Source organism: Streptomyces sp. NPDC020489, assembly GCF_044386545.1.
GTDB lineage: Bacteria > Actinomycetota > Actinomycetes > Streptomycetales > Streptomycetaceae > Streptomyces.
The window spans coordinates 575,682-592,899 of sequence record NZ_JBIRUZ010000002.1; the positions used below are offsets into that span (position 1 = coordinate 575,682).

Genomic DNA, 17,218 nt, shown 5'->3' on the forward strand with positions numbered 1-17,218 from the left:
CCGACGAGGTCCTACGTCCGCTCCGCGACATGGCACAGCAACAGGCACACGTCGTCGTCGCGTTCGGAGTCGCTCAGCATGGGGACCAGGACCCGGTCCGCGGAGCTGTCCAGGTCCTGCTCCAGGTCCGCCGGCCCGAAGGACTGGAGTGCGGCCGCAAGGCGCGCGATGCCCGGGTCTATGCCCTGGGCACGGCGTTCGACCAGGCCGTCCGTGTAGAGGGCCAGCGTCGAACCCGGCGGCAGCGGCTCGACGTGGTCCTCGATCTCCTGGCTCAGCGGGATGCCGAGCATGGCGCCGGGTTTGGCGTCCAGGGTGTGCACCTGGCCGTCGGGGGTGCGCAGCAGGGGCGGCGGGTGACCGGCCGCCGCCCAGGTGAGGGTGGGCCGGTCGGGGTGGAAGCGGGCGACGACGGCGGTGGCGTACAGGTCCGGCTGGAGGTGGTGCAGGAACTCGTGCAGCCGGGTCAGCAGGGTGCCGGGACTGCTGCCGTCCACGGCGTACGCGCGCAGTGCGGTGCGCAGTTGGCTCATCATGACGGCGGCGCGCAGCCCGTGTCCGGTGACGTCGCCCATGACGACGACCAGGGAGCCGTCGGGCTGGCGGAACGCGTCGTACCAGTCACCGCCGATGTTCAGCCCGTGGGTGGCCGGCAGATAGCGGGCGGCCAGCCGCAGCGCCGGTGTCCTGGGCAGGTCGGTGAGCAGGGCCCGTTGCAGGGTCTCGGCGATGTCGCGATTGCGCTCGAAGCGCCGGGCGTTGTCGATCGCGATGCTGGCGCGCCGGGCGAACTCGATGATCATGACCGCGTCGTCGGGGTCCCAGTGGTCGCCGGGCGGCACCAGGGTCAGCACGCCCAGGGGTGCCCGGCGGGTGGGCAACGGGACGCACAGCAGGGGGCGTTCGGGGTCCAGGGCCGAGGCCGGCTGGTCGTCGACGCCGGGCAGTCCGCCGGGCTTGAGGGCGGCGTACTGCGGCCGTCCGGTGCGGGCCGCGGTGACCGCGGCGGCGGGGTGGGAGGCCGGCGGGCGCCGGTCGTCGTCGCCGTCGAAGAGCCACACGTCGACACTGCGGGCGTACTCCGGTACGAGCAGTTCCGAGAGCCGGCGGACGACCTCGTCGTGGTTCAGGGAGGCGGTCAGGGCCGCGCTCGCGTCGGCCAGGAAGGTCAGGCGCCGGCGGGCGCTCTCGGCCTCCTGGCGGGCCCGGTGTTCGGCGGCGAACGCCTCCCGCTGGGCCTGTCCGGCGGCGTCCAGTTCCGCGTGGAGGGCCAGCACACCCTGGTTGGTCTGATGGAGCTCCTCCCGGTGGAACGCCACCAACTGCTCCTGCTCGGCGAGCCGTTCCAGCAGCAGGGCGGCGTCCTCGTCGGCGTCGAGCAGGGACTGAGCGAGGGTCTCCGGGGCCCCGGTCACCGGCCCGTCGTCCGCCAGCGGTGTTCCGGCGCAGGTCAGGGTGGTGTGCCACGGGGCGTGTGCGGCGGGGTCCGTCGAGGTGAGCGTGACGTGCAGGTGCGCCTGCGGGGACGCGTCGGTGACGTCCAGGGTGAGCAGCCAGGATCCGCCCTTGGCCAGGCACTGCCGCAGCTGTGTGCTGAGCGTGGCGGTCAGGCGGGTGCGTTCCAGGGGCGTCAGACCGTACGCCGAGGCCAGCCGGGCGGTGTCGATACGGGCCAGGGTGGCGTCGGTGACGCTGTCGATCTCCCAGGTGCGTTTCAACGGCCCTCCCCAGGTGCCGGGTTGAGGACCGCCACGGTGGTGTCGTCCCGGGCCGGCCGGGCCGCGCTGCCGCTGTCGCGGAGGGTGACGGCGGCCAGCACCGCGGGGTCGGCCGCCAGCAGGTCCGGCGCGGCCGGCGGTCTGCCGCGGCCCGGCAGGCCGTCGCTGTGCAGCAGCAGTACGCGGTCGGCGCCCCACCGTCTGACGTCCTCGCGCAGGGTTCGCGGGCGGTGCACGCCGACGATGCCGGGGCGCGAGAGCAGACAGCGCCAGGCGTCGCCCTCCCACAGCCAGGCACTCGCGTTGCCGAGACCGGCGAACCGCAGTGTCCCGGCGGCGGAGTCGACCTGGGCCACGGCCACGGCGGCGCCCCGGGTGCCGCGCAGGCCGGCGTCGAGACGGCTCAGCAGGTCCGCCGGGGAGAGGTGGGCGGAGTCGCGGACCACCTGCGCCGCTGCCGTCGAGGCGTGAGACGCCTGGGTTCCGTGGCCGAGGCCGTCGGCGAGCATCAGGGTCACGCGGTCGCCGTGCCGGGCGTGCACCCAGGCGTCCCCGGAGTGTTCGGCGCCGCCGAACGGGAGGTTGACGCCGCCCGCCCGTACGCCGCACGCGTCGGGTGCGGTCTTCCATCCGGCGGGGCCGACGCGCGCCACGGCCACGGTGCCCCGGCCCGGCGCGCTGTGCACCGCGAAACCGTCGGCGACGCGTCGGCAGGTACCCAGGCCCGCGCCCAGGGTGCGGGCCGTGGTGAAGCCGTCGTGCAGTGCGGCGGTGACATCGGGGATGCCGGGGCCGTGGTCGATCGCCGCGATCTGGACGAGCTGTGCCGGGGCGTCGGCGTCCACCGGTTCCGGCTCGGGCACCACGTCGATCAGCAGGCGGCCGCCGCGGGCGTGCTTGACCAGGTTCGTCGCCAGTTCCGTCGTCACCAGGGCGGCTGCCGCGGTGCGTGCCTCGTCGAGGCCGGCGAGGGTCGCGGCGTGCTCCGCGGCCACCCGGGCGTCGCGCACCCGGGTGGTGTCCTGGACCGGTACGTCCCACACGCGCGGCATCAGGACCCTCCGTAGGGTCGGGGCGGCTGCGGCGAGGCCCAGCAGACCACGGTGACGGTCGTGCCCTCTCCGGGGGTGCTGTCGACCGTGAACTCGTGCACCAGGCGCCGCGCGCCGCCGAGCCCCATGCCCAGCCCGCCGCCCGAGGTGTAGCCGTCCGTGAGCGCCCGCTCCAGGTCGGGGATGCCAGGTCCCTCGTCGGAGAAGACCAGCCGCAGGCCGCGCGCCGGTCCTTGGACCACCTCGGACGACTCCATCCGGCCGCCCCCACCGTGCACCAGGGTGTTTCGGGCGAGTTCGCTGGCCGCGGTGACCAGCTTGGTCTGCGCCACCAGACCGAAGCCCAGCAGTCCGGCGGCTTGCCGCACATGCTGGCGCACCCATGCGAGATCCAGGTCGGAGCGGATCTGCAGGGTCGCCTCGACGGCCGTGGAGGAGGGCATCAAGCGTGCTCCCGCGGCGTTCGACCGTGGCCGGCCGCAGGGGTGCTGCGCGACAGCAGCTCCAGGGCGGCCTCGGTGTTCAGGGCGGTACGCAGTCCTGGCAGCGTCAGACCCAGTTCGACCAGGGTGATCGCCACGGCCGGACGCATCCCCGCCACGACGGTGCTCGCCGCCAGCAGCGAGGCGTTCGCCGCGATCTCGGCGAGCACACGGCCGAGGAAGGAGTCGACGATCTCGACGCCCGAGATGTCGATCACGACCCCGGTGACCCTGCTGTCCGCGATCGTGGTGGCGATGTCATGCAGGAGCTGCTGCGCCATGCTGTCGTGCAGCTCGCCCTGGAGGGTGACCAGCAGCACGTCGCCCAGCCGCAGCACCGGGACGTGGGCTGCGAGGCCGTGGTGGATGCCGTCGGTCATCGTGCCCCCGTGATTCCGGACTTCGGCGCGAGGATCCCGACACCCAGCTCCTGGAGCGCGAAGGCCAGCGCGTCCTCCAGGCCGGCGCGGGTGATCACGGTGCCGAGGTCCAGTCCGAGGTGGACGATCGTCTGGGCGATCGCCGGACGGATGCCCGACACGACGCACTCCGCGCCCATCAGGCGGGCCGCCGCCACGGTCTTCATCAGGTGCTGGGCCACGAGCGAGTCCACCGTCGGGACGCCGGTGATGTCGAGGATGGCGAAGCGGGCGTGCTGGTCGACGATGGCGTTCAGCAGCGTCTCCATGACGACCTGGCTGCGCGCGCTGTCGAGCGTTCCGATCAGGGGTACGGCGACGACGCCTTCCCACAGTTTGATCACGGGGGTGGCCACCTCGAGCAGCTGGAGCTGCTGGCGCTCGATCAGCGCCTGCCCCTCGGACAGCGCCGTGTCCAGAACGACCAGCCGCAGGGTCCCCATCAGCACGGTGAAGGCGGTGGCGCACTCCCGCACCTGCTCCGCCGACGTCTCCTGGAACTCCTCGACGAGCTGCTCGGCGACGGGCGGGCGCAGCGCCTCCACCTCGGCGGACACCTGCGCCATGGTGACCCCGGCGCGGGACCGCGCGGCGGCCATCCGGGCCAACTGCTCGCGTACGACCGCGAATCCCTCGGCGTCGGTGTCGTGCACCCGGTCCGAGTCGGCCACCCGCGCCAGTGCCTCGACGACGGTGCGGGCCGCCTCCACGGCCTCGTCCCGCGAGAGGGTGAACACACTGCGGAACAGAGGCTCGTCGGCCCAGCGCTGTGCGATCTGTACCCGGTGGCGGTGCAGGAACTCCCCTACCTGCCGAGCCGGTGATCCTTGCTGTATTGCCGCTTGCTGTTCCGGCACCTGTTCATCTCCTCTTCGGGGTCGTGCGCGTCGCGTGGAGCCCGGTGACTGCGGTGCGGCCGGTCCGGGAGCGGTCGCCGTTCCGGTCCGCCGCAAACGCTTGCGGGCCGTTGCCGATCGACCACTGTAACCAGCCCGGCCCATTACCCGGGTCCGGGGGTTCGGGCCGGTCGCCCTACGTCGCCGCCCCCTGTCCGAACCAGTCCAGACAGACCACCAACGCGTCGTCGTCGGGCTCCGGGCTGCCACGATGACCGCTCAGTTCCCGGAGCACCGCGGCCGGCACATCGGCGGCCGGCACATCGGCGGCCGGCACCAGCCGTGTGGCCGTGATCGCCCGCGCCAGAGCGCGCTCCCCGTACGCCTCGCCGCCCGGCCCGGCGACCGCGTGGACCCCGTCGCTGACGAACAGCAGCCGGTCGCCGGGCTCCAGCAAGAACTCCTGCGCCACGTAGTCCGTCTCCTCGAACATGCCGAGCGGGAGCTGGGCCTCTGGCACGATCGGTGTGACATTGCCCTCCCGCAGCCGCAGGATCCGCGGCGAGCCCGCCTCGACCACCTGCACGCGCCCGGTGGACAGTTCGAGGTCCACCAGCAGCACCGACAGGTACCTCTCGCCCCGGTAGTGGCCGTAGACCGCCTGTTCGGCGAGAGCGGCCTGGTCGGCGATGGACAGCCCGGCCCGGCGCGCGTTGCGCAGGGCGTTGACACCCAGACTGGTCAGCAGGGACGCCTCGATGCCGTCACCCATGCCGTCGGTGACGTACAGCAGCAGCCGGTCGGCGGACGTCGACCAGTCGAAGTTGTCCCCGAAGACCGCGTACGCGGGCTCCAGTTGGGCACCCAGGGCGAACTCGGGTCCCGCACAGGAGCGGCCGGGAAGCAGCTGCCACTGCATCTCCGCGGCCAGCGTGAGCCGGTCCTCACGCCGCGCCGTGTGGTAGCGGTCGGTGGCGTGTTCGGCCACCACCACCTCGTGGCCCAGCACCTGGGCCACCGCGGCGAGTTCGGCCAGATCGTCGTCGGGCCGCGCGCCGGGCGGCAGCGTGACGGACAGCACGCCCAGCCGGTCACCGCGCGCGGTGACCGGCAGATGCACCCGTACCCGGCCGCCGTCCTCCGTCACGAACGGCTGCTGCGCCCCGAAGGCGCGTCCCGCGGCGCTGCCGTGCACGGGCAGGCCCTCGGGGGACTCCTCCGGAGCGCCCACGGGCCGCAGGACACTCAGCCCGTAGTCGACGAGGAGGAGCTCCACGCTCTCTGCTCCGTACCGGCCGCCCAGCACCTCACGGGCGGTCTCCGGAAGCTGGTAGGAGGCCGCGGAGCGCAGGGCGCGCTCGGCGGCCGCGAGTCTGTTCACGTTGTCGGTCATGCCACTTCCGTGCGAGGGGGTGCCGCCGCCGCGGCGCTGTCTCGGCGATCGTCCCCGTCCGTTCGAGCTGCCCGGTCGCGGGCGACGCGCGCGCAGGCAGGCTGACAGCGCCGGTGAAGCCTGAGAGGGTGTCGGGGTGACGATCTCGGACCCGCGCCCGCAGCCCCAGGAGGTCGCGCGCGTGACCTCCCGGGCCGCCGAGCTGCTCGAGGTGCTCTGGGGACGGGCCTCGACGGCGCCGGTCTCGGCCCCGCAGCTGCGTGTGCTGTTCGTCCTGGAGCACAACGAGGGCATCAACCTGCGCACGCTCGCGGACGCGCTGGGGTCCACGCCTCCGTCGACGAGCCGGTTGTGCGACCGGCTCCAGGCGGTGGGGTTCGTGGAGCGCAGGGACGCCACCGCGAACCGGCGGGAGCTGGAGCTGTACCTGAGCCGGCGCGGACGGGCCTTCCTGACCGATCTGCGCGCCCGCCGGGAGAGCGCCTTGCAGTCCGTGCTGGAGGACATGCCCGCGGGGCGGCGGTCGGCGCTGCTGAGGGGCTTGGAGGCCTTCTGCGTCGCCGCGGCCGCGCAGATCCAAGAGGGCGGCGAGACGGCGGCCCGTACCGCCTGACGAGGCTGCATCACCACCCCCTCCCCCGTACTCGAGCCACTCTGTTGGGTCCGCCTCATAGTTGTCAAAGGGCAACTGTTGTCAGGCTTGCAGCTGATCGACGAGGGCGAGCGCCTGCTCGGTGCTCTCGGACACCGGGACCGTGATGCTCACACCGGTGAGATCGAGAATCCGCCGCACGGCCGGCGTGGGCGAGATGATGTGCACGCTGCCGCCCGGGCCGCGGGTCTCCTGGTAGAGGCGGAGAATGATGTTCATGCCGGACGAGTCCATGAACGGGACGTCCGAGAGATCGAGCAGGAAGTGCCGTCGGCCGTGATGCAACTGGTTGGCCAGGTGGTGCTGGAAATCGGTCGCGGTGTCGACGTCCAAATAGCCCTGCACCGTGATCAGGGCCACATCCTCGCGGGGCAGTGTGACCTCCACGGACAAGGGGTTCTGGGCAATGGACACGTGTACCTCCAACAACAGCGCGTAATACGGCCAGGGCGCGATGGCCTCTCGCCCGCGGTGGGCACCGCGGATGCGCGAATACCCCCGAACGGGCAGGTCATGCACCGGCTCTCACCGGGCAGTTCGACGTGCGGCGCGGTCCGTGGCACGGTGGAGGAAGCCCTGCGGCCGTTCCTCGGCCTTCAACCCCCAGGAAGGGGGCACGAAACGATGGGCACTCTCATCTCCCTCAGCCCCGGCGGTCAGGCCGCCAAGCTGACCGTGGACCGCGACATCGACGACCGTGTACGGCCCGCCATCGAGAGCGCGGCGACCCGACTGCCGTCGTCCGTGCGCCGCGTCACCCTCGACCTCGCCCGTGTCGGCTTCGTGGACTCGGCACTGCTCCATCTCGTTCTCACGATCGACCAGGCCCTCACCCCCCGAGGGGGGCTGCTGCGGATCGTCGGCCTTCATCCCCAGCCGCGCCGCCTGCTCAGCCTCGCCGCCGAACTGAGCCCCCACGACCGGTGGGACCGGTATCTCAGCTCCCCTGGACCCAGCTGACCGGACGGACCCTTTCCGGTTCTCGGTGGAAAGTCGTACCGAATGTGCGAGGGCGAGCAGGGTATCTGCTGGTATGAGCACCCGACGCAGGCGACCTGGGAGGTCAAACCTCCGCTGCCCTGCCCGTCGGCCGCCCGGCGAGCGGCAGGCCCTCGTCGACGACGGGGTCGTACGACGTCGTTCCACAGAGCACCGAAAGGCTGTTTGCAGTGACACTTGTCGCGAGGTCCTTCGTCCTCGATGTCCCATCGACCAGGGAGGCGCCCTGGGCTGTGACGGACCGATGAGCCCGTCGGAGCACCAGGCCACGCGCGACGGTCGTGTGAGCGACGGCACGCCGGTCACCCCCACGGTGACGACCGCGGCCGAGGCACGCGACCACGCCCGCGCGGTCGTGCGGCAGCAGTGGGACTCCACATCGCGTACGGCACGCGAGGAGGACGTCATCGACCTGCTTCTCGTCGTCTCCGAACTCGTCACCAACGCCATCCGGCACGGCGACGGACTGGCCGGGTTCGAGATCACCGTCACCGACGACGGCGTACGCCTCGCCGTCCACGACCGCAGCGACACCATTCCCGACGCCGCCTACGGTTCCGGCGCCCTGCCCGCGCGCATTGGCGCGGCACACGGCTACGGCTGGCCGCTCGTCCACCGGCTGACCCGCGAGGTCGCCGTCGAGCCGCGCCCCGAGGGCGGCAAGACGATCAGCGCGCTGGTACCGCTGCGCGCCCGATAGCGCGCCCCTACCACGGAAGAAACACGTGCACGTCCTTGCCGTCGTCCGTCATGACGACGCTGACCTGGGTGCACAGCGTCTCGACCAGGTACCAGCCGACCCCGCCGCCCCCGTCGCGCTGGAACGGGCGCGGGGCCGGGGGTGTGCTGCTCGTGTCATGGACGACGACGTGCACGCCGTCGAAGGTCCGGCGCAGCCGGAGCCCGAAGGGGCCCGGCGCGTACTGCACCGCGTTCGCGGTCAGTTCCGTGACCACCAGCAGGATGTCGTCCCAGTGCTCGGGCGCGGACGGCGGCGTCACCCGCGTGAGGTCCTCCAGGAACCGCTCCGCGTCGAGCCGTGCGTCCGTCACGTCGTGCAGTTCACCCGCATAACGTGCGGCCCGCTCCGGAACACTCCCGGACAGCTCACTTGCGTGCTGACCGTGTTCGGCTGCCATCTCACCTTCCCCGCTCGGAGCCACGACGTCCGTCGGCCGGCTCAGTTTTCCCTGCGGTTTCCTGAATTCCCAGGGAAACGAGGTCTACGCGCCTTTCGGACGACCAGCGCGACGGCGCCGGCCCCGACGAGGGGGCCGAACAGGTGTCTAGGTCACCCGGATCCCCACGACACACGTGTCGTCGTCGGTGTCCGACCTGCTGTGGGTGAGCAGCCGGTCCAGCTGCTGGTCCAGGGTGGGCTGCTGGGTGCGCGCGGTGGTCAGCAGATGGCCGAGGGACTCCTCCACGGAACGGTCACGCCGTTCGATCAGGCCGTCCGTGAACATCAGCAGCGTGTCGTCGACCGCCAGCTGCATCTCGTGTTCCTCGTACGTCGTCTCCGGAACGGCGCCGAGCAGCAGCCCCGTCATCAGCGGGAGCGGCGCGGCCTCGCTGCCGCGCACCAGGACCGGCGGCAGGTGGCCCGCCCTGGCCCAGCGCAGGCTGCGGCGCTCGGGGTCGTACAGGCCGCACACCGCCGTGGCGGTGATGGAGCCCGTCAGGTGGTGGGCCACCATGTTCAGCCAGGACAGCAGCTGACCGGGCCCCGCGCCGGTGACCGCGAGTCCGCGCAACGCGTTGCGCAGGACGACCATGCTGGTGGCGGCCTCGATGCCGTGGCCGGCGACGTCGCCGACGCACAGCAGGATCTTCCCGGAGGGCAGTACGACGGCGTCGTACCAGTCGCCGCCGACCAGCTGCTCCGTCTCGGCAGGCCGGTAACGCACCGCGACGCGCAGTCCGGGCACCTCCAGCGGTGCCTGCGCCGGCGGCATGATCGCGTGCTGGAGCTGGAGCGTCAGACGGTGGCGCTCGCTGGCCTGCTGTTCGGTGTGGGCGAGCTGGTCGCGGGTGGCGGCGAGCGCCACCTCGGTCCAGTGGTGTGCGGAGATGTCCTGGTAGGCGCCCCGTACGACGTTCAGCCGGCCGTCGGAGTCCAGGACCGGTTCGGCGGCCACCCGTAGGTGCCGGGTCACCCCGTCGGGGCGTTGCAGCCTGAAGGCGGTGGACGCCGGCCGGTGATGGTGCAGCAGGGTGCGCAGGAAGCGGCCGATGGCCACCGCGTCGTCCGGGTGGGCGTGCGCGGACAGGTCCTCCAGTGGCACCGGGCCGACCGTGGTGGGCTGGCCGTAGAGGTGGTAGAGCTGGCCGTTCCAGGTGATCTCACCGGTCAGCAGGTTCTCCTCGAAACCGCCGACGCGGCCCAGGCGCTGGGCGTGCTGGAGCAGGTTCGCCAGCCGTGCCGTCTCGTCCTCTATGCGCCAGATGAGCAGGACGCTTCCGCCGTGCCGGCTGATGCTGACGTCGGCGACCGCGGCCAGGGGCACGTCGTCCACCAGCGCGGTGAGCCGCATGCGTTGGGCCCGGAAGGGCTCTCCGGTGGCGTGCACGCGTTCGATCTGTTCGAACAGCCCGCTCTCGCCGGCGGCCAGCGGATACGCCTCCAGCAGCAGGGCCCCGCTGACGACCCCCCGGGGCCGGCCCGCGGGGTCCAGGAAGCGGGCGTTGACGTGGTGGATGCGGAAGTCGACGAGCTCCCCTCCGGTGTCCACGTGCGGGACGAGCACCAGGGCGGGGTCGTGCAGGCCGTCGGCCAGGTCCATCAGCTCGACGGCGTCGGGCAGGCCGCGGGGACCGGGGATCTCGTCGGCGTACCGCAGGCCGCTCGTCTCCAGGGTGTGCGCGCACAGCTCCGCCAGCGCCTCGACCTGGCGGACGATCTGCGGGGGCTGGGGCTCCAGCGGGGTCGGCCAGACGATCTCCAGGACGCCATGGAGACGGCCCGCGGTGCCGGCCGGCACCGCGACCCGGCCCCCGTCGGGATGCAGATGCTGTCCGATGGTGGGCAGACCGGTGCTGGACAGGCGGTCGATCCACTGCCCCGTCCGCTCGGTCAGACCACGGCGGGCCACGGTCGCCACGCCCGGCGGCACGTGCCGCCAGCGTCCTGCCTCGGCGGGAGAGAATCCGGCACTGCCCGCGAGAGTGAGCGAGCCGTCGGCGCCCAGCGACCAGATGGCCACGGCCACCGCGCCCAGCGGCGTCAGCGCGTGCGCGAGCAGGGACTCGGCGACGGTCTGCGCGTCCTGGGCGGCCAGTGCGGCACTCTCCGCGGAACGCAGTCCCACCGCGGGCCGGCTCTGACCCGGCGCGGAAGAGGGGGCGCCCTCGCCCGTCGTGGCGGCGAAGAAGGCCGCCGTCACCTCGGAGAGCCGGTCGCGCGAGGCCTGGTTGATCACCTCCACGGCGAACTCGAGCGGGGTCACGCCCGCCTGTTCGGTCAGTTCGGCCAGCTGCCGCGCGGCCTGCGCAGGCCCGCACCTGAGCCGCTCGACGAGGATGCCCTTGGCCAGTTCGATCAGGGCGCGCCCGTCCGCCTCGGCCTGGGCCGCGCGTACCTCGTTGCGCAGCCGCTCCACGGTCGCCGCGAGCCGGCCGACGGGAGAGATCTCCTCGTCCGCGTCCCGGCCGTCGGCCCCGGCCGCCGTCACGTCCGTGCGACGGGCCGCGGGCAGGGTCGCCGGCGCCTGCCCGAGGGCCGGGTCGATGCCGGTCGCCGGGGCGTCGTCGGACTGCTCACCTGCGCCGGCCGGGTCGGGCGGCTGCTGTAGTCGGCTCACGATAGAAGTGTTCCTCGTTTCGAGCGTCCGGGGACGGCGCGGGGTCGGCGAGCGGGCGACGCGGCATGAGCTGGTGTCATGCCGGCAGCCAGTGCCGGACCCGGCCGATGAGGTCGTTGGCGTCGACGGGCTTGGTGACGTAGTCGTTCGCGCCCGAGGCGAGGCTCTTCTCCTGGTCGCCCGGCATCGCCTTCGCGGTGACGGCGATGATGGGCAGGTTGGCGTACTGGGGCATCTGGCGGATCTCCGCGGTGGCGGCGTAGCCGTCCAGCTCGGGCATCATCACATCCATCAGCACCAGCGAGATCTCCGGGTGGGCGAGCAGCATCTCGATGCCCTTGCGGCCGTTGTCGGCGTGCAGGACCTGGAAGCCGTGCAGCTCCAGCACCCCGCTCAGCGCGAAGAGGTTGCGCGCGTCGTCGTCGACCACGAGAACGGTACGGCCCAGGAAGGAGTCGTCCATCACCGGCTGGACCGGCTGCTGGGGCTGCTCGTCCCCGTGCACGAGGGTGAACACGTCGCCCGGCTCCTCGGCGGACAGGTGGAGGGTGATGTGTTCGCGCAGCTCGTCCAGGCTGGCCAGGAACTCAAGCGGACGACCGCCCGCGCGGGAGCGCAGCATCTCCTCCTTCGCCACGTCCAGCCGGTGGCTGGTGTGGACGAGGACGGGCACGCTCGCCAGCGCCGAGTCGCCCTGCATGGCCTCCAGCAGCCGCACGCCCTCGTCGTCGGGCATGCCCAGCTCCAGCACGACGCAGTGGCAGGGTTCGGCGGCCAGGGCGCCGGCGGCCTCCTGGGCGCCGACGGCCGTGATGATGTCGATCTTCCCGCGCGGGTCGTCCGGGTCCGGAACGAGGTCTCCGACAGCGCGCTCGGCGACCAGGGTGAGCAGACCGCGCAACCGCTCCTCGACCACCAGCAGCCGCCGCCTGCGCCGCTGGGGCTGAGCGGGGGCAGCGGGCAGCTCGTCGTCGGTGTCCCCCTCGCCGGACTGCTCCAGCGACGGGACGCCGCTGACCACGTCCTCGAAGTCGGCGCGGGCGACGGGCAGATAGAGCGTGAAGGTGCTGCCCTGACCCGGCGTGCTGTCCACGGTGACCGCTCCGCCGAGCAGATGGGCGATCTCCCTGGTGATCGACAGCCCCAGCCCGGTGCCGCCGTACTTGCGGCTGGTGGTGCCGTCGGCCTGCTGGAACGCGCCGAAGATCGTCTCCAGCTGCTGCTGCGGAATGCCGATGCCGGTGTCCTTCACCCGGAACGCCACGACCGGACCACCACGGTGGACACCCGGGGGCACCTCCTGGTCCGTGGCGGGCTCGATCCGCAGTTCCACACTGCCGTGTTCGGTGAACTTCACCGCGTTCGACAGCAGGTTGCGCAGGATCTGCCGCAGCCGGGAGTCGTCGGTGAGCAGGTCGGCGGGGGTGCCCGGGGCGGTGGCCACCGCGAAGTCCAGGCTCTTCTGCGTCGTCATCGGCCGGAACGTCGCCTCGACGTACTCCAGCAGCTGGCGCAGCGGGACGCGCTCGGGGGCGACGTCCATCTTGCCCGCCTCGACCTTCGACAGGTCGAGGATGTCGTTGATCAGCTGAAGCAGGTCCGAACCGGCCGAGTGGATGATGCCCGCGTACTCGACCTGCTTCTGGGTGAGGTTGCGCGAGGGGTTCTGGGCGAGCAACTGGGCCAGGATCAGCAGGCTGTTGAGCGGGGTGCGCAGCTCGTGGCTCATGTTCGCCAGGAACTCCGACTTGTACTTGGACGCCAGCGCCAGCTCCTGCGCGCGGGTCTCCAGCTCCTGCCGCGCCTGCTCGATCTCGAGGTTCTTGGCCTCGATGTCGCGGTTCTGCGAGGCCAGCAGGGAGGCCTTCTCCTCCAGTTCGGCGTTGGACCGCTGGAGTTCGTCCTGCTGGACCTGCAACTCCTCGGAGCGGGCCTGGAGTTCGGCGGTCAGCCGCTGGGACTCGTCGAGGAGCTCGTCGGTGCGGGCGTTGGCCACGATGGTGTTGAGGTTGACGCCGATGGTCGGCATCAGCTGGGTCAGGAAGTCCTGGTGGATCTGGGTGAAGCGGGTGACGGAGCCCAGCTCGATCACGCCGAGCACCTGGTCCTCCACCACGATCGGCAACACCACCAGGGCGGTGGGGACCGCGTGTCCCAGGCCCGAGGAGATGGTGACGTAGCCGGGCGGCAGCTCCTCCACGGTGATGGCACGGTGGTTGCGGGCGGCCTGCCCGACCAGCGAGCGTCCCACGGGGATGCGGGACGGACGCTCTGCGTCGTCCGGATAGCCGTACGAGCCCACCAGCCGCAGCTCGTGACCGCGCTCGGTGTCCTCCGCCAGGTAGAAGGCGCCGTACTGGGCGGTGACGAGCGGCGCGAGCTCGTCCATGATCAGCTCGGCGACGACGGGCAGGTCACGGTGGCCCTGCATCAGGCTGGAGATCCGGGCGAGGTTGGTCTTGAGCCAGTCCTGTTCCTGGTTGGCCCGGGTGGTCTCGCGCAGGGACTCCACCATGGAGTTGATGTTGTCCTTGAGGTCGGCGACCTCGCCCGAGGCCTCCACGGTGATGGAGCGGGTGAGATCGCCCTCGGCGACGGCGCTGGTGACCTCGGCGATGGCGCGCACCTGCCGGGTGAGGTTCCCGGCGAGTTCGTTCACGTTCTCCGTCAGCCGCTTCCAGGTGCCTTCGACACCCTCGACCTCGGCCTGGCCGCCCAGCCGGCCCTCGCTGCCCACCTCGCGGGCCACACGGGTGACCTCGGCGGCGAACGACGACAGCTGGTCGACCATCGTGTTGATGGTGGTCTTCAGCTCCAGGATCTCGCCCCGGGCGTCGACGTCGATCTTCTTCGACAGGTCGCCGTTGGCCACGGCGGTCGTCACCAGGGCGATGTTGCGGACCTGCCCGGTGAGGTTGTTCGCCATCGAGTTGACGTTGTCCGTCAGGTCCTTCCAGGTGCCCGCGACGTTCGGCACCTGCGCCTGCCCGCCGAGGCGGCCCTCGGTGCCGACCTCGCGGGCCACGCGGGTGACCTCGTTGGCGAACGCGGACAGCGTGTCGACCATCGTGTTGATGACGTCCGCCAGGGCGGCGACCTCGCCCTTGGCCTCGACGGTGATCTTCTGCGAGAGGTCGCCGCGGGCCACCGCGGTGGCCACCTGGGCGATCGAACGGACCTGGCCGGTCAGGTTCGACGCCATCACGTTGACGTTGTCGGTCAGATCCTTCCAGGTCCCCGACACGCCCCGGACGATCGCCTGTCCGCCGAGGTTGCCCTCGGTGCCGACCTCTCGGGCGACGCGGGTGACCTCGTCGGCGAAGGCGGAGAGCTGGTCGACCATCGTGTTGATGGTGTTCTTGAGCTCCAGGATCTCGCCGCGGGCGTCGACGGTGATCTTCTGCGAGAGGTCGCCCTGCGCCACCGCCGTGGCCACCTGGGCGATGTTGCGGACCTGGGCGGTGAGGTTGCCACCCATGAAGTTCACGGAGTCCGTGAGGTCGCGCCAGGTGCCCTTGACGCCCTTGACGTCGGCCTGGCCGCCCAGTCTGCCCTCGGTGCCGACTTCTCGGGCGACGCGGGTCACTTCGTCGGCGAAGGCGGAGAGCTGGTCGACCATCGTGTTGATGGTGTTCTTGAGCTCCAGGATCTCGCCGCGGGCGTCGACGGTGATCTTCTGCGAGAGGTCGCCCTGCGCCACCGCCGTCGTCACCTGGGCGATGTTGCGGACCTGGGACGTGAGGTTTCCGGCCATGAAGTTGACCGAATCGGTGAGGTCGCGCCAGACCCCGCCGACACCGGGCACCTGCGCCTGTCCGCCGAGCCGTCCCTCGCTGCCCACCTCACGGGCCACCCGGGTGACCTCGTCGGCGAAGGCGGAGAGCTGGTCGACCATCGTGTTGACGGTCTCCTTCAGCTGGAGGATCTCCCCGCGCGCGGGCACGTCGATCTTCTGGGACAGGTCGCCCTTGGCCACCGCGGTCGCCACCTGGGCGATGTCACGGACCTGGGTGGTCAGGTTGCCGGCCATCGCGTTGACCGAGTCGGTCAGGTCCGCCCAGGTGCCGGAGACGCCGGGCACCTCCGCCTGGCCGCCCAGCGTGCCCTCGGTGCCGACCTCGCGGGCCACCCGGGTGACCTCTGACGTGAACACCGACAGCTGGTCCACCATGCCGTTGAAGACCGTGGCGATGTCACCGAGCAGCCCTTCGCCGTCGGACGGCAGCCGGGTGCCGAAGTCGCCGTCCCGGACGGCGGTCAGGCCCGCCAGCAGTTGCCGCAGCTCCTGCTCGCCCGGGGCCGATTCGACGGCCTCGATCGTCTTGCCGGTCATGCGCACCCTCGTTCCGCTCCCCAGGAGTCCTCACGGCGAGGACTCGGAACCGCGCCGGGCCGCGAACGGCCCCGCCCACCGCTCACGTTTCCGCTGTTCACGGATTCCCACGATGAGAAAATTCGGTGAAGGCTAACGCAGTTGTCGTGTGACAACCAAAGCCTGGTCCGAGCGACGAAGCCGCTCGAAATCAGCGGACCGGAAGACGCATGAAGGTGCCTTTCCGGGGAACCCGACCAAGTTTACGTCCGCTCACGGCCGAGGGCTGTCACGACTGGAGAGCCTCCTTCACGGTGGGATAACAGGTGACGATGGCGTCCAGCCCGACGAGCTGCAAGGTGCGCCGTACGGCACCGCCCACCCCCGCCAGCCTCAGCCAGCCGTCCGCGGCCTGCGTCGCCCGATAGGTGGCGATCAAGGCGTTGACCCCGCTGGAGTCCATGAAGGTCACCTGACTCAGATCCACGACGACCCGCCGGCCCGCGGCACCGTCCACCGGGGGCACGGCCCGGGTGAGGGCGTCGGCGCTGTCGTAGTCCACCTCGCCGTGCAGGCTGAGGACGGTGACGCCGTCGATGTCGGCCCGGTCCACGGTCAGCCGGCCGTGCCCCGCTGCTTGCTGGTTGTCTGCCACTCGTATCCTCTGCGCACTCGATCGGGCTGGACGACGTCTGAGGCATCGTTGCCCCGGGACCACGGCCACGATGCGTACAGGTGACTCATGCACGGATTCGAGGCGCAGGAGTAGCAAAGGATTTGCGGGGTATGCGCGCGCTCATGAACGGGGTACTGCAGATCGTCGGCAGGGGACCTGTCCCGCGCGAGGAGTGTTCCCTGATGCCCGATGACGCATCTGCCGAGGTGATCGTCGCTCTCGACGGCGCCGTCGGCTGTATTGCCAACGCCAGGGCCACGGCGTCGGACTTCCTGGCACGGGTCCAGGCCGAGCACGGGCTGCCCGTGTCGGCGCGGACCATGGATCTGACGCAGCTGGTGGTCAGCGAACTGGTCACCAACGCGCTCAAATACGCGCCCGGGCCGGCACTGCTGGAACTGCGCGTCATCGGCGACGCGGTGGAGATCAGCGTGTGGGACACCGATCCCACCCTCCCGATGGCCCAGGCCGCCGACGCCGGGCGCGTGGGCCAGCACGGCCTGGAGATCGTGATGGCCGTCGTCGAGGGGTTCGCGGCCCATCGGGAACCGGTCGGCAAGCGGGTCACCGCCCGGCTGCCCCTGTTCGACCCGGCGGAGCTCGGCCGCGACGGCTGAATGCCGCTCACCGGCGGGAGGCCACCGGGTCGCGTCACCGGTAGGAGGCCACCACTCGTCGACCCAGGACGCTGTCCGGCCGTCCTTGTCGTGGTACGCCTTCGATCTGCGAGCTGGTGGACGAGGACGGTCTCGTCGTCCACCCAGGGTCCCTGTTCCAGCCACATGAGGACACCACGATCGATCCATGCGGTCATGCCGGGCACCCTGGACACCCTCCGACACCGAGGCGGGACCGTACGGCCGTCGGCCCCGCCCCCGG

15 protein-coding genes are annotated in these 17,218 nt (G+C 71.5%); 4 read left to right on the forward strand and 11 right to left on the reverse strand.

Going from position 1 to position 17,218, the window contains the following annotated elements:
• Positions 1-11: 11 nt before the first annotated feature.
• The 6 genes from ACH41F_RS06315 to ACH41F_RS06340 all read right to left on the reverse strand — a co-directional run bounded on the left by ACH41F_RS06315 (position 12) and on the right by ACH41F_RS06340 (position 5,900).
• Positions 12-1,718, reverse strand: coding sequence for a SpoIIE family protein phosphatase (locus tag ACH41F_RS06315; protein ID WP_391232093.1), 1,707 nt, complete (start codon positions 1,716-1,718; stop codon positions 12-14).
• Entirely contained in the window at positions 1,715-2,770 is a 1,056-nt protein-coding gene (locus ACH41F_RS06320) for a SpoIIE family protein phosphatase (RefSeq protein WP_391232092.1), read from the reverse strand. The genes ACH41F_RS06315 and ACH41F_RS06320 overlap by 4 nt, the downstream gene beginning before the upstream one ends.
• Positions 2,770-3,213, reverse strand: coding sequence for an ATP-binding protein (locus tag ACH41F_RS06325; protein ID WP_391232091.1), 444 nt, complete (start codon positions 3,211-3,213; stop codon positions 2,770-2,772). Before ACH41F_RS06325 ends, ACH41F_RS06320 begins: the two co-directional genes overlap by 1 nt.
• Complete coding sequence (locus ACH41F_RS06330; protein WP_391232090.1) at positions 3,213-3,632, reverse strand: STAS domain-containing protein; 420 nt, start codon at positions 3,630-3,632, stop codon at positions 3,213-3,215. The genes ACH41F_RS06325 and ACH41F_RS06330 overlap by 1 nt, the downstream gene beginning before the upstream one ends.
• Positions 3,629-4,528 carry an RsbRD N-terminal domain-containing protein gene (locus ACH41F_RS06335; protein ID WP_391232089.1) on the reverse strand — a complete coding sequence of 300 codons (900 nt, stop codon included), beginning with the start codon at positions 4,526-4,528 and terminating at the stop codon, positions 3,629-3,631. Before ACH41F_RS06335 ends, ACH41F_RS06330 begins: the two co-directional genes overlap by 4 nt.
• 175 nt (positions 4,529-4,703) lie before the next feature.
• Positions 4,704-5,900 (reverse strand): PP2C family protein-serine/threonine phosphatase, encoded by a 1,197-nt coding sequence (locus ACH41F_RS06340; RefSeq protein ID WP_398833421.1) that lies wholly within the window; start codon positions 5,898-5,900, stop codon positions 4,704-4,706.
• 136 nt (positions 5,901-6,036) lie between these two features.
• On the opposite strand from ACH41F_RS06340, the gene ACH41F_RS06345 reads away from it, so the two are divergent.
• Positions 6,037-6,513: a MarR family winged helix-turn-helix transcriptional regulator gene (locus ACH41F_RS06345; RefSeq protein ID WP_398833423.1), complete on the forward strand. Its 477-nt coding sequence runs from the start codon at positions 6,037-6,039 to the stop codon at positions 6,511-6,513.
• Positions 6,514-6,594: 81 nt separating this feature from the next.
• On the opposite strand, the gene ACH41F_RS06350 is transcribed toward ACH41F_RS06345, so the two are convergent.
• Positions 6,595-6,966: an anti-sigma factor antagonist gene (locus ACH41F_RS06350; protein ID WP_391232348.1), complete on the reverse strand. Its 372-nt coding sequence runs from the start codon at positions 6,964-6,966 to the stop codon at positions 6,595-6,597.
• Positions 6,967-7,176: 210 nt separating this feature from the next.
• Here ACH41F_RS06350 and ACH41F_RS06355 point away from each other — a divergent pair, with 210 nt between their 5' ends.
• Together ACH41F_RS06355 and ACH41F_RS06360 are read left to right on the forward strand one after the other, a co-directional pair.
• A complete protein-coding gene (locus ACH41F_RS06355) occupies positions 7,177-7,512 on the forward strand; it encodes an STAS domain-containing protein (protein WP_398833425.1) in 336 nt (111 codons plus the stop codon).
• Between the two features lie 283 nt (positions 7,513-7,795).
• On the forward strand, positions 7,796-8,251 hold the full coding sequence (locus tag ACH41F_RS06360) for an ATP-binding protein (protein ID WP_398833427.1): 456 nt from the start codon (positions 7,796-7,798) through the stop codon (positions 8,249-8,251).
• A gap of 7 nt (positions 8,252-8,258) precedes the next feature.
• Here ACH41F_RS06360 and ACH41F_RS06365 read toward each other — a convergent pair whose 3' ends face one another.
• The 4 genes from ACH41F_RS06365 to ACH41F_RS06380 form a co-directional block, all read right to left on the reverse strand.
• Positions 8,259-8,690 (reverse strand): ATP-binding protein, encoded by a 432-nt coding sequence (locus tag ACH41F_RS06365; RefSeq protein ID WP_391232084.1) that lies wholly within the window; start codon positions 8,688-8,690, stop codon positions 8,259-8,261.
• A 147-nt stretch (positions 8,691-8,837) separates the two neighbouring features.
• The gene (locus tag ACH41F_RS06370; protein WP_398833429.1) at positions 8,838-11,351 is read right to left on the reverse strand and encodes a SpoIIE family protein phosphatase; all 2,514 of its coding nucleotides are present in this window, start codon (positions 11,349-11,351) and stop codon (positions 8,838-8,840) included.
• A gap of 76 nt (positions 11,352-11,427) precedes the next feature.
• The gene (locus tag ACH41F_RS06375) at positions 11,428-15,684 is read right to left on the reverse strand and encodes a HAMP domain-containing protein (protein ID WP_391232083.1); all 4,257 of its coding nucleotides are present in this window, start codon (positions 15,682-15,684) and stop codon (positions 11,428-11,430) included.
• Between the two features lie 268 nt (positions 15,685-15,952).
• The gene (locus ACH41F_RS06380) at positions 15,953-16,318 is read right to left on the reverse strand and encodes an anti-sigma factor antagonist (RefSeq protein ID WP_391232082.1); all 366 of its coding nucleotides are present in this window, start codon (positions 16,316-16,318) and stop codon (positions 15,953-15,955) included.
• Between the two features lie 203 nt (positions 16,319-16,521).
• Here ACH41F_RS06380 and ACH41F_RS06385 point away from each other — a divergent pair, with 203 nt between their 5' ends.
• Entirely contained in the window at positions 16,522-16,956 is a 435-nt protein-coding gene (locus ACH41F_RS06385) for an ATP-binding protein (RefSeq protein ID WP_391232081.1), read from the forward strand.
• Positions 16,957-17,218 lie beyond the last annotated feature (262 nt).